Below are 12,165 nucleotides of genomic sequence, written 5' to 3'. Positions count from 1 at the left end.
CGCCGCCGCCTGGGACGTGGTCAGCAGCTCGGCCGCGGCGTCGGCGGCGTCGGCGGCGTCGTCGCCGTGGCGGGCGAGCCAGGTCTGGATGTCCGAGCGGCGGATCCGGCGGTGGCTGCCGCGGTACTGCACCGGGATCACCCCCTCGCTGGTGAGGTTGCGCAGGTAGGTGTGGGAGATCCCGGCCAGCGCCGCCGCCTGGGACGTGGTCAGCAGCTCCTCGGAGCCGGTCGGCGGCTGCCGGGCGGAGCTCACGGTGACGGACTCCCCGCGGGTGAGCCGGGACAGGAGGTCGACGACGGCGTCGCGGGCTCCCTCCGGCAGGCGCAGGGAGGTGCCGTCCACGAAGACCGTCACGTCCCGGGACACGAGGGCCTGCGCCAGTCGTTCGGCGTCCCGGCCGTCGAGTCCGGGGGTGGTCGTCGGAGGGTGCTGGGTCATGGCCCCATTCTTCCAGCCCGCCGGCCCCGCCACGACGCCGGTCCGGATCCGCCCCCGGGGGGGCAGACAGGCCCGGGCGCGGCTCCTACCCTGGTGCCACGGACCGCCGGCGCGACGGCGGTCCTCGTCCACCGAGCAGGAGGAGCAGCCATGACGAAGGCACGCGAGATCATGACCCCCGGTGCGGAGTGCATCGGCGAGCGGGAGACCCTCGAGGCGGCCGCGCGGAAGATGAAGGACCTGGGCGTCGGTGCCCTGCCCGTCTGCGGGGAGCACGGCCGGCTGGTCGGCGTGCTGACCGACCGGGACATCGTCGTGCGCTGCATCGCGGACGGTGGGGACGCCCGGACGGCCCGGGCCCGGGAGCTCGCCGAGGGCAAGCCCGTGACCATCGGCGCCGACGACAGCGTCGAGGAGGCCGTGCGGACCATGCAGGAGCACCAGGTGCGTCGCCTGCCGGTGATCGACGGGCAGGAGCTCATCGGGATGCTCAGCCAGGCGGACATCGCCCGTTCCCTGCCCGAGGACCGGGTCGGAGAGCTCGTCCGGCTCGTCTCCGCCGACCGGTACTGACGGCCGGGTCCTGACCGGCGCCGGCCGCGTCGCGGGAGCGGCGCCGCTCAGGACCGGCCCGTTTCCTCCAGGGTCAGGGCCGCCGTCAGCAGCGCGAGGTGGCTCAGGGCCTGCGGGAAGTTGCCGAGGAAGGCGTCGTCCGCGGGGTCGATCATCTCGGTGTACAGCCCCAGGTCGTTGCCCCGGCCGAGCATCTCGTCCATGAGCTCGACGGCCTCGTCCTGCCGTCCCACGTGCGCGAGCGCCGCCACGGCCCAGAACGAGCAGGCGACGAAGGCGCCCTCCTCGTGCTGCATCCCGCTGTAGCGGTGCAGCAGGGGGCCGGTGCCCAGCTCCTCCCGCAGCGCGTCGACGGTGGAGCTCATCCGCGGCCCCCGGTCCAGGCCGCTGATCGCGTGCAGCAGCACCGAGGTGTCGAGCTCGTCCGTGCCCGGGTACCAGACGTAGGCCCCGCGCGCGTCGTTCCAGCAGTTCTCGTCGATCCACGTGGCGATCCGGTCCCGCTCCGCGCGCCAGCGGTCGGCGCTGCCGGGGATCTGGCCGACGTCGGCCAGGTGCACCGCACGGTCAAGGCCGTGCCAGCAGCCCATCTTCGAGCTCGTGTAGTGGCGGTGCTCGGGCAGCTCCCACATCCCGGCGTCGGGACGGCGCCACAGGTCGCAGATCCGGTCGGCCACGTCGGCGAGCATCCGCCCGGTGGCCGCGTCGAGCACGTTGCCGCCGCCCACGTAGAGGTCCACCATGTCGAAGAGGTCCCCGTAGACGCCCAGCTGCAGCTGCTCGGCGGCGGCGTTGCCCGACACCACGGGGCCCACCCCCTGCCATCCCGGGGCTTCGTACACGGTCATCCCGTCCCCGGGCACCGCACCGTTGAGCCGGTTGAGCACGTGCAGCTCCGGGGACTGGGCCCGGGCCAGGCGCAGCAGCCAGGACACCGCGGCGTGCACGTCCTCCTGCTCGCCCAGGCGCAGGAGCGCGTGCAGGGTGTAGGCGGCGTCTCGCACCCAGGCGAAGCGGTAGTCGTAGTTCTTGGTGCCCGCCCGGTTCTCCGGCAGCGAGGTGGTGGCGGCGGCGGCGATCGAGCCGGACGGCCCGTGGCTGAGCATCTTCAGCGTGAGGGCGCTGCGCTCCACGTCGGCCCGGTAGGGCCCGTCGTACTCCAGCAGGTCGGTCCAGCGCCGCCACATGTCCAGGGTGAGGTCCACGTTCTTGCGGATGCTCTCCGGGGTGGGCAGTCGCAGGGGCTCGCTGTGCGTCGAGACGACCGCGAGCAGGTGCCGGGAGCCCGGGGTCGTGCCGAAGCGCCCGGAGATCTCCTGCCCGCCCACCACGCACTCGCCCAGCGCCTCCGAGCGCACCCCGAACGAGACCGCGTCGACCCGCAGGACGGGTCCCTGCTCGGTGTCCTGGATCCACGGGGAGACCGTGTTGAACATGGTGCCGGGGGTCACGCGCCACGTCATGGGCACCTCCCCGGAGACCCCCTCCACCGTGCGGGCCAGTTCGTTCCACGGCAGCTGCCCGGTGGAGCCGACGTTGAGGGAGTCCGTCACCCGCACCGTCCCGGTGCCGGTCGTGTAGGTGGTCTGCAGCACGTTCGTGCCGGGGACGTAGCTGCGCGCGATCTCGCAGGGACCGGCCGGGGACAGCTCCACGCACCCGCCGTGCTCGGCGTCGAGCAGGCGCGCGAACGCGGGGGCGGAGTCGAGGTCGGGCACCGGGTACCAGTCCACGGACCCGTCGTGGGCCACCATCGCGACCGTGCGGCCGTCCCCGATGGCCGCGTAGGAGCGCAGCTCCACATAGCCGTCCCGGCGGGGGGACAGGTCGCCCGGTGCCACGACGGGCCGTGGACGGGCCGTCACAGGATCGGCTTGCCGCCGGTCACGGCGACCCGGGACCCGGAGATGTAGCTGCCGTCGTCGGAGGCCAGCAGCACGTAGACGGGCGCCAGCTCGGCGGGCTGCCCGGCCCGGCCCAGGGGGACGTCGTCGCCGAAGGCGCCGACCTTCTCCGGGGGCATGGTCGCCGGGATGAGCGGCGTCCAGATCGGCCCGGGGGCCACGCTGTTGACGCGGATGCCCTTCTCGCCCAGCATCTGGGCCAGCCCGGCGGAGAAGTTCGCGATCGCGGCCTTCGTCGCGGCGTAGGGCGCCAGCTGCGGGGACGGCTGGTCGGACTGCACCGAGGAGCTGCCGATGATCGCCGAGCCGGGGGCCATGTGCGGCACCGCGGCCTTGGTCAGGTGGAACATCGCCCCGACGTTGAGCCGGAAGGTGTAGTCCCACTCCTCGTCGCTGATCTCGTCGAGGCTCTCGCGGCTCATCTGGTAGGCGGCGTTGGAGACGAGCACGTCGACCTTGCCGAACTCCTGGACGGCTCGGTCCACGACGCTGCGGCAGTGCGCCGGGTCGGAGAGGTCCCCGCGCACCAGCACGGCCCTGCGCCCGGCCTCCTCGATCCAGCGGGCGGTGTCCCGGGCGTCGTCGTCCTCCTCGAGGTAGGCGACGAGGACGTCCGCGCCCTCCCGGGCGTAGGCGATGGCCGCGGCGCGGCCGATGCCGCTGTCGCCGCCGGTGATGATCGCGGCCTTGCCCGTGAGCTTGCCGGAGCCGCGGTAGCTGTGCTCACCGCAGTCCGGGACGGGGGTCATCTCCGACTGGTCGCCGGGGACGTCCTGCTGCTGTTCTGGCTGGCTCATGACGTGGTCCTTCCGAGATGGGGTCCGGACGGTGCGGGCGCCGGCCACCGGGACACCCCGATGCTCAGCACCCTGACCACTTTAGGCGCTCAGCTCCGGGCCGTCGACCGCGGGGCGCCAGCGGAGGACGGCGAGCCAGAGCAGCACCCCGGCCAGGCCCATCGTCCCGGGCACGAGCACGGGAGACGGCCCGACCGCCCCGCTGGACGCCAGCCACAGCCGGGCCGCCCCGGACATCGACTCCCAGAGCTCGGCGTACCGCGGGTCCAGCGGCCCGGCCCGCAGGTTCGCCAGGACGTGCTCGTAGACGCCGTAGGCGGCGCCCAGCACGGAGACCGCGGCGGCGACCTGCACGGTGCGGGCGGTCCCGGCGCTGCGCCGCACCAGCCACGCCGCGGCGGCGAGCAGCAGCACCGTCAGGACCGCCCACGGGACCAGCTGGGCGGGCCCCTGCCAGTGCCGCAGCATGGCCAGCTCGGTCAGCGCGCCGAGGACGGTGCCGATCCCCAGCAGCGTCAGGACCCGGCGGTAGAACGGGACCAGCCGGGCGTCGTCGGGACCGGCGCCCGCGGTGCGGGGCGTGCGGCTCGTGCTCCTCATGGGACCACGGTCTACCGCACGCAGCTTGGAACCGCCCTGGAGACCGCACCGGAACCCGCCCGGCGTGGCGCCTACCACACCCGGCGGCACCGGCCGCTCCGGGACACCCCGGCGGGCGGCGGAACGATAGGATGGTCACCGTTCGCCGGATCCCGGCCCGCTGCACGACCCTCAGGAGTTCCCCGATGGCCCGCATTGTTGTCGACGTCATGCCCAAGCCCGAGATCCTCGACCCGCAGGGGAAGGCGATCGCCAACGAGCTGCCGCGGATCGGGCTGGACCGGTTCGCCGGCGTGCGCCAGGGCAAGCGCTTCGAGCTGACCGTCGACGGCGAGGCCACCGAGGACGTGCTGGCCCAGGCGCGCGAGGCGGCCGAGAAGCTGCTGTCCAACCCCGTGATCGAGGACGTCGTGCGGGTGGCCGTCCTGGACGAGGAGCGCTGAGCATGGCCGAGACCCCGCTGATCGCGGACCTCTCCAGCCCCGCACCGGACGCCGCGCTCGCGGACGCCCGGATCGGGGTCGTCACCTTCCCGGGCACCCTCGACGACCGCGACGCCGCGCGGGCCGTGATGCTCGCCGGCGGCACCCCCGTTCCCCTGTGGTACGCCGACGAGGACCTGCAGGGCGTCGACGCCGTCGTCCTGCCCGGCGGCTTCTCCTACGGGGACTACCTGCGGGCCGGGGCGATCGCCCGGTTCGCCCCGCTGATGGGCCGGATCATCGACGGCGCGACCGCCACGGGCACCTCGGGCTCCGCCCCGCTGCCGGTCCTGGGCATCTGCAACGGCTTCCAGGTCCTCACCGAGTCCCACCTGCTGCCGGGCTCCATGGTCAAGAACGACCACCTGAAGTTCCTGTGCCGGGACCAGCGCCTGCGCGTGGAGAACAGCGCCACCGTGTGGACCACCGAGTTCGAGCAGGGCCAGGAGATCGTGGTCCCGCTGAAGAACCAGGACGGGCAGTACGTGGCGGACGAGCGCACCCTCGACGCCCTCGAGGCCGAGGGCCGCGTGGTCTTCCGCTACGTCGGCGTCAATCCCAACGGCTCCCGCCGGGACATCGCCGGGATCTGCAACGACCGCGGCAACGTGGTGGGCCTCATGCCCCACCCCGAGCACGCGGTGGAGCCCGGCTTCGGCGCGGACTCCTCCGCCGCCGGCGAGGTCGGCATGCGCGACGGCACGGACGGGCTGGGCCTGTTCGTCTCCGCCCTCAAGGCACTGGTCAAGTAAGGGACACCGAGCACTCCATGAGCGAGAAGCACTTCAACCTGGACACCGTCGAGCACGCGGCGGGCACCCCCGACACCGAGCTGCCCTGGGCCGAGCTGGGCCTCAAGGACAACGAGTTCGAGGAGATCAAGAGGATCCTCGGCCGCCGTCCCACCGCCGCGGAGCTGGCCATGTACTCGGTCATGTGGTCCGAGCACTGCTCCTACAAGTCCTCCAAGGTCCACCTGCGCCAGTTCGGCGAGAAGGTCACCGAGGAGATGACGAAGGACCTGATGGTCGGCATCGGCGAGAACGCCGGTGTCACCGACCTCGGGGACGGCTGGGCCGTGACCTTCAAGATCGAGTCCCACAACCACCCGTCCTACGTGGAGCCCTACCAGGGCGCCGCCACCGGCGTGGGCGGGATCGTGCGCGACATCATCTCGATGGGCGCCCGCCCGGTGGCCGTGATGGACCCGCTGCGCTTCGGGGCGATCGACCACCCGGACACCGCCCGCGTGGTGCACGGCGTCGTCGCCGGCGTCGGCGGCTACGGCAACTCCCTGGGCCTGCCCAACATCGGCGGCGAGGTCGTCTTCGACTCCGTCTACCAGGGCAACCCGCTGGTCAACGCGCTGGCCGTGGGCGTGATGCGCCACGAGGACATCCGCCTGGCGAACGCCTCCGGCGTGGGCAACAAGGTGGTCCTCTTCGGCGCCCGCACCGGCGGCGACGGCATCGGCGGGGCCTCCGTGCTCGCTTCGGAGTCCTTCGACGACGCCAAGCCGTCCAAGCGGCCGGCCGTGCAGGTGGGCGACCCCTTCGCGGAGAAGGTGCTCATCGAGTGCTGCCTCGAGCTGTTCAAGGGCTCCCTGGTGGAGGGCATCCAGGACCTCGGCGCGGCGGGCATCTCCTGCGCCACCTCGGAGCTGGCCTCCAACGGCGAGGGTGGCATGCACGTGGACCTCACCGCGGTGCTGCTGCGCGACCCCACCCTCACCCCGGGCGAGATCCTGATGTCCGAGTCGCAGGAGCGCATGATGGCGGTCGTGACCCCGGAGCGGGTCGCCGACTTCGAGGCCGTCATGGCCAAGTGGGACATCGAGCACTCGTGGATCGGCGAGGTCACCGACACCGGCCGGCTCGTGATCGAGTGGGACGGCGAGGTCATCGTCGACGTCGACCCGCGCACCGTCGCCCACGAGGGCCCCGTCTACGAGCGCCCCTACCACCGCCCCGCGGACCAGGACCGGCTCCAGGCCGAGCACTTCAGCGGCTCCCCCGCCGACGCCTCCCGGCCCTCGGGCGCGGAGCTGAAGCACGCCGTCCTGGAGCTCATGGCCTCGCCCAACCTGTGCGCCAAGGACTGGGTGACGGACCAGTACGACCGCTACGTGCAGGGCAACACCGCCATGGCCATGCCCGACGACGCCGGAGTGGTCCGCGTCGACGAGGAGACCGGCCTCGGAGTGGCCCTGTCCACGGACTGCAACGGCCGCTACGCCTACCTGGACCCGTACGCGGGCGCGCAGCTGGCTCTGGCCGAGGCCTACCGCAACGTGGCCACCTCCGGCGCCCGCCCCGCAGCCGTCTCCGACTGCCTGAACTTCGGCTCCCCCGAGGACCCGGAGACCATGTGGCAGTTCGCGGAGGCCGTGCGCGGGCTGGCGGACGGCTGCCGGGAGCTCGGCGTGCCGGTCACCGGGGGCAACGTGTCCCTGTACAACCAGACCGGCGGCGTGGCCATCCACCCGACCCCGGTGGTCGCGATGCTGGGCGTGCTCGACGACGTCCGCCGCCGCACCCCCTCGGGCTGGCGCGAGGACGGCCAGGCGATCTACCTGCTCGGCACCACCCGCGACGAGCTGGACGGCTCCGAGTGGGCGAACCTGCGCGGCCACCTCGGCGGGCTCCCCCCGGCCGTGGACCTGGCCCGGGAGAAGCTGCTCGGCGACCTGCTGATCAACATGTCCCGGGACGGCATGGTCGACGCCGCCCACGACGTCGCCGAGGGCGGTCTGGCCGCGACCCTGGCCGAGATGGCGCTGCGCTTCGGCGTCGGCGCGCGCATCGGCCTGGGCGAGGTGTGCGAGCGCGACGGCGTGGACCTGTTCACCATGCTCTTCTCCGAGACGCAGGGCCGCGCCGTGGTGGCCGTGCCCCGCAGCGAGGAGGTCCGGTTCAAGGACATGTGCACCATGCGCGCCTACCCGCACGAGCGGATCGGCGTGGTGGACGCCGAGAACCGCACCCTGGACGTGCAGGGCGAGTTCGGGATCGGCCTGGAGGAGCTCCGCGCGGCCCACGAGGGCACCCTGCCGAGGTACTTCGCCTGATCCGCGGGGATACCCGCGCCGCCCGGCGCGGGTATCCTCGGATCCTCGGCACCGTTGCCGCACGACCCGCGCACGCAGAAAGCAGCACCAGCATGACCGAGGACCTCGAGGCCCTGCGTCCCGCACCCGCCCTGGAGACCGACCGGCTCCTGCTCCGCCCGTTCACCGCCGGGGAGCTCGAGGCCGTGGCCGCGGGCGAGGCGGTGGAGCACTTCGCCGCGGGGTTCCCCGGGCCCGAGGACAGGGACTTCGCCCGCGAGTCCCTGCTCGCCGGGGGCTACTTCTCCACGGAGTCCGTCTACGCCCCGCTGGCCGTCCTCGAGAAGGCGAGCGGGCAGGTCGTGGGCGCCGCCGGCTTCGTGGGCCCGCCGATCGACGCGGAGCTGGAGGTCGTGGGCTCCCTGACCGCCGACCGCCGGAACCAGGGCTACGCGCGGGAGGCGATCGCGGCGTTGCTGGGAGTCGCGTTCGCGGACCCCTCCGTGACCGCGGTGCGGGCGAGCGTGCCCGAGGGGAACGCCCCGGCCGCCCAGGTGCTGGTGGCGGCGGGCTTCCTCCGGCGGGAGGGCCCGGGGCCGGAGATCGACTACGTCCTGCCGCGCCCGGCCTGAGCGGCGGCCGGCCGCACCGCGCCGATAGGCTGGCACGGTGGACCTCCGCCTGCTCCCGTACGACCTGCTGCCCCTGGACGGCGTGCCCGAGTCGATCCTCGTGGTCGTGGTGGTGCTCGACTGGATCCTGCGGCTCGTGGCGCTGGGCTGGATCCCGCACAACCGCCGGCCCTCGGTGGCGCTGGCCTGGCTGCTGGCGATCTTCCTGCAGCCCATCGTGGGGGTGCTCCTCTTCCTCGTGATCGGCTCGGCGCGGCTGCCCCGGAAGCGGATGGCGATGCAGGCGAAGATGAACGACGTCATCCGGGAGAACACCCCGGACGCGCACATCCTCGGCAACGCCCACGAGCAGCTGCCGGACTGGATCGAGTCCACCGCGGCGCTGAACTACAGCCTCGGGGCGCTGCCCATGGTCGGCGGCAACTCCTTCGAGATCCTCACGGACAACCACGAGTGCCTGCGGGTCATGGCGGAGGCGGTGGACCGGGCCGAGGACTACGTCCACTTCGAGTTCTACATCGTGGCCGTCGACGACACGTCCCGGGTGCTCCTGGACGCCCTGGTCCGCGCGCACGAGCGCGGGGTGCGGGTCCGTGTGCTGGTCGACCACCTCGGCTCGGTGGGCTATCCGGGCTACCGGGAGCTCGTCCGGCACTTCGACCGCTCCGGTCTCCCCTGGCGGCGCATGCTCCCCGTGCGGCCGTGGAAGGGCGAGTGGCAGCGGCCCGACCTGCGCAACCACCGCAAGATCCTGGTGGTCGACGGGAGCCTGGCCTTCACCGGGTCGCAGAACGTCATCCACCGCTCCTACAACAAGCGGAAGAACCTGCGGAAGGGCCTGGAGTGGAAGGACCTCATGATCCGGTGCGCGGGCCCGGTGGTGGCCGAGCTCAACGCGCTGTTCACGAGCGACTGGTACTCCGAGACCGGCGACCTCCTGCTCGACGAGGTCACCGGCGAGGTGCCCGACGTCGAGGGGCCCGTCTTCGCCCAGGTGCTGCCCTCCGGGCCGGGGTTCGAGACGGAGAACAACCTGCGCCTGTTCAACCACCTGATCTACAACGCCAACGAGCGGATCGCCATCGCGAGCCCCTACTTCGTCCCGGACGAGTCGCTGATGCACGCGCTGACCACCGAGGCCCAGTCCGGGGTGGACGTGCAGCTGTTCGTGGGCGAGACCTCCGACCACTTCCTCGCCTACCACGCCCAGAACTCCTACTACCAGGAGCTGGTCGAGGCGGGGGTGAAGATCTACCGCTACCGCTCCCCCACGGTCCTGCACGCCAAGTTCGTGCTCGTGGACGACTACGTGTCGGTGATCGGCTCCTCCAACATGGACGAACGTTCGTTCGCCCTGGACCTGGAGGTGTCCGTGTACATCGTGGACCGCGAGTTCCGGCGGCGGATGGACGCGGTGGTCGCCGAGTTCCACGAGGCCAGCACACTGCTGGACTTCGAGGAGTGGAAGCGGCGGCCGCTGTGGCACAAGTACGCGGACAACGTGGCCCGGCTGACCTCGGCGCTGCTCTGACCGGAGGGCGTGATCCGGCTCAGGCCTGCAGGGCGCCCCGCACGATCGAGTCCCCCGAGTGCGTCGGGTCCCCGTCGATCGGCTCGTTCGAGACGTCCACGACGGGGAACTCCCCCACGTCCAGGTTCGCGGGCAGCACGAACACGGCCTCGTCCCCGGCCATCACGCCCAGGCTCACCATCCGCTGGGCGTCGGGCGCGAGCAGCCAGACCTCCTTGAAGCCGTCCACGTCGGCCGGGTCGGTGCGCACCACCAGCTGGCGGGTCCCGTCCGGCAGCTCGTCCACCTCGGCCGAGCCGCGGGCGGTGTAGCCGGCCAGGGGCTCGAGCTCGGCGGTGGCCAGCACCGTGGGCTCCGGCTCCAGGCCCAGCCGCTGCGCCCCCCAGACCGAGAGACCGCCCACGAGCAGCGCCGCCGCGGCCGCGGCGGCGGCCAGCGGATAGGGCACCCCGCGCCGGCGGCGGTCCGCGAGGTCCACGACGGTCGCCCCGCCGCGAGCCCCGTCGTCGTCGGCGGACGGGGTGTCCCCGCCGCCTGCGGCGTCGTCCCCGTCGCGCACCCGGCCGCGGTCCGCGGACCCGGCGAGCGGATCCGCCGCGACCGCGTCGGAGAGGCCCAGCTCGGCATGGACGGCGGCCCAGACCTCCGGCCCCGGCGCCGCCGGGGCGGGCAGGTCGGCGCGCGCGACCCGCACCACGTGTCCGAGGCTCTCGAGCTCCGTGGCGCACTCCCGGCACCCGGCGAGGTGCTCCTGGACCTGCAGGTCCCCGGCCTCACCCAGAGCCAGGAGCACCAGCGACTCCTCACTCAGGTGTGCCATGACCGTCTCCCAATCGTGTCCGCAGGTTGATGAGGCCGCGCCTCAGATGACTCTTGACCGTGCCGAGCGGCAGGTCCAGGTGCTGCGCGATCTGCTGGTGCGTCAGCTCCTCGTAGAACGCCAGCGCCATGATCGTCGACCGGGGCGGGCCCAGCCGCTCGACCTCCGCCCGCACCACGAGCCGGTCCACGAGCAGGTCCGACTCCTCGTGCCGCGGCTCCCGGTCCGACCGGACGGCGTCCGCCTGCCGGCGCTCGGCCTCCCGGCCGGCGGTCCGGGCTGCGTCGGCGATGCAGTTGCGTGCGATGCCGATCAGCCACGCGGGGGTCGAGGACTGCTCGGGGCGGTAGCCGGACCGATACTTCCACGCCCGGATGAAGACCTCCTGAACGACGTCGTCCGCCGCCGTGTCGTCCCGCAGGGCCCGGACGGCGAGGCCCCGGATGACGCCCGCGCAGTGCCGGTAGGCCGCGCTGAGCGCCTGCTCGTCCCCCGCGGCGAACGCGGCGTCGAGCTCGGGTCCCCAGTCCGGGGGCGGCGGCGGCATCGTCGAAGGGCTCCTCGTGGGCCGGAGGTCGTGGTGGCGGGCGACCGGGTGCGCCCCGGGCGTCTGCGTCCTGCCCAGCCTAGTGGACACCGGCCATCCGGTCATGGACACCGCATCCTCCCGCCCCTCAGGGCACCGGGACCGCTCTCAGCACCACGTTGTCCTCGTAGTCCCCGATGTCCTCGAGCCACTCCCCGCCGCAGGTCACGAGGTGGAGCACGGGCTCGCCGGTGCGGCGGAACAGGTCCGCGTCCGCGAGGGACTGCTTGTGGATGTGCCGGACGGACTCGGTGCGGTAGCGCTGGACGCTGCCGTCCGCGCGCTCCACCCTGATCTCTGCCCCGACCGGCACGTCCTTCAGCCGCGCCATCGGCGTGACCTCGGTGAGGGTGTCGACGTGCCCGGCGACGACCGCGGCGCCCTCCTCCGAGCCGGGGGCCGGCCCGTACCGGTACCAGCCCAGCTCCACGTGGTTGTCCGGGATGGTCATGGCGCCGTTGTCCTCGATCCCCACCGGGACCACGGGCATGTCGATCGGCGAGCCGGCCACCACCACCCGCACGGGGGCGGGGACCTCCGGGCCGGGCGCCTGGGTGGCGGGGGCGACGGGTACCCGGTCGGGGATCCGGTCGGGGGCCGTGTCCGCCGGCGCCGGGTCCTGCGCCCGGCCCGCCGCTGCGTCCTGCGCCTCCGCCGTGCCCTCCGCGGTGCTGCCCGCGGCGCCGTTCCCGGTGCCCTCCGCCGGGGCGGCGGGCACCGGGGACGTCCAGGGACCCGCCGCCGGGGGCCCGC

At 73.2% G+C, this 12,165-nt stretch carries 13 protein-coding genes; 6 read left to right on the top strand and 7 right to left on the bottom strand.

From position 1 onward, the window contains the following. Positions 1-441: helix-turn-helix domain-containing protein (locus ABL57_RS01815; RefSeq protein ID WP_053004687.1), on the bottom strand; the 441-nt coding region annotated here is incomplete at its 3' end. A 150-nt stretch (positions 442-591) separates the two neighbouring features. Here ABL57_RS01815 and ABL57_RS01810 point away from each other — a divergent pair. Beyond that, positions 592-1,014: a CBS domain-containing protein gene (locus tag ABL57_RS01810; RefSeq protein ID WP_047801731.1), complete on the top strand. Its 423-nt coding sequence runs from the start codon at positions 592-594 to the stop codon at positions 1,012-1,014. Between the two features lie 47 nt (positions 1,015-1,061). Here the strand turns inward: ABL57_RS01810 and ABL57_RS01805 are convergent, their stop codons facing one another. From ABL57_RS01805 to ABL57_RS01795, 3 genes are all read right to left on the bottom strand, one after another. After that, the gene (locus ABL57_RS01805; protein ID WP_047801736.1) at positions 1,062-2,855 is read right to left on the bottom strand and encodes a glycoside hydrolase family 15 protein; all 1,794 of its coding nucleotides are present in this window, start codon (positions 2,853-2,855) and stop codon (positions 1,062-1,064) included. 20 nt (positions 2,856-2,875) lie between these two features. After that, a complete protein-coding gene (locus tag ABL57_RS01800; protein WP_047801730.1) occupies positions 2,876-3,715 on the bottom strand; it encodes an SDR family oxidoreductase in 840 nt (279 codons plus the stop codon). A gap of 81 nt (positions 3,716-3,796) precedes the next feature. Beyond that, complete coding sequence (locus ABL57_RS01795; RefSeq protein ID WP_053004686.1) at positions 3,797-4,315, bottom strand: hypothetical protein; 519 nt, start codon at positions 4,313-4,315, stop codon at positions 3,797-3,799. Between the two features lie 185 nt (positions 4,316-4,500). Here ABL57_RS01795 and purS point away from each other — a divergent pair, with 185 nt between their 5' ends. The 5 genes from purS to cls all read left to right on the top strand — a co-directional run bounded on the left by purS (position 4,501) and on the right by cls (position 10,006). Further along, entirely contained in the window at positions 4,501-4,758 is a 258-nt protein-coding gene (gene purS, locus ABL57_RS01790) for a phosphoribosylformylglycinamidine synthase subunit PurS (protein ID WP_047801729.1), read from the top strand. Positions 4,759-4,760: 2 nt separating this feature from the next. Further along, the gene (gene purQ, locus ABL57_RS01785; protein ID WP_047801728.1) at positions 4,761-5,549 is read left to right on the top strand and encodes a phosphoribosylformylglycinamidine synthase subunit PurQ; all 789 of its coding nucleotides are present in this window, start codon (positions 4,761-4,763) and stop codon (positions 5,547-5,549) included. A 17-nt stretch (positions 5,550-5,566) separates the two neighbouring features. Further along, on the top strand, positions 5,567-7,864 hold the full coding sequence (purL, locus tag ABL57_RS01780) for a phosphoribosylformylglycinamidine synthase subunit PurL (RefSeq protein ID WP_047801727.1): 2,298 nt from the start codon (positions 5,567-5,569) through the stop codon (positions 7,862-7,864). Between the two features lie 92 nt (positions 7,865-7,956). Then, on the top strand, positions 7,957-8,475 hold the full coding sequence (locus ABL57_RS01775) for a GNAT family N-acetyltransferase (RefSeq protein WP_047801726.1): 519 nt from the start codon (positions 7,957-7,959) through the stop codon (positions 8,473-8,475). Between the two features lie 37 nt (positions 8,476-8,512). Beyond that, the gene (gene cls, locus ABL57_RS01770) at positions 8,513-10,006 is read left to right on the top strand and encodes a cardiolipin synthase (RefSeq protein ID WP_238985949.1); all 1,494 of its coding nucleotides are present in this window, start codon (positions 8,513-8,515) and stop codon (positions 10,004-10,006) included. A gap of 19 nt (positions 10,007-10,025) precedes the next feature. Here cls and ABL57_RS01765 read toward each other — a convergent pair whose 3' ends face one another. The 3 genes from ABL57_RS01765 to ABL57_RS01755 form a co-directional block, all read right to left on the bottom strand. Next, entirely contained in the window at positions 10,026-10,826 is an 801-nt protein-coding gene (locus tag ABL57_RS01765; protein WP_047801725.1) for an anti-sigma factor, read from the bottom strand. Beyond that, complete coding sequence (locus ABL57_RS01760) at positions 10,810-11,373, bottom strand: RNA polymerase sigma factor (protein ID WP_047801733.1); 564 nt, start codon at positions 11,371-11,373, stop codon at positions 10,810-10,812. Before ABL57_RS01760 ends, ABL57_RS01765 begins: the two co-directional genes overlap by 17 nt. A gap of 127 nt (positions 11,374-11,500) precedes the next feature. Beyond that, positions 11,501-12,165 (bottom strand): class F sortase (locus ABL57_RS01755; protein WP_203225535.1); only part of this gene is annotated, 665 nt, incomplete at its 5' end.

Source organism: Kocuria sp. SM24M-10 (assembly GCF_001027955.1).
Taxonomy (GTDB): domain Bacteria; phylum Actinomycetota; class Actinomycetes; order Actinomycetales; family Micrococcaceae; genus Kocuria; species Kocuria oceani.
The sequence above is the reverse complement of the archived record's forward strand: the minus strand, read 5'-3'. Positions and strand labels throughout refer to the sequence as shown.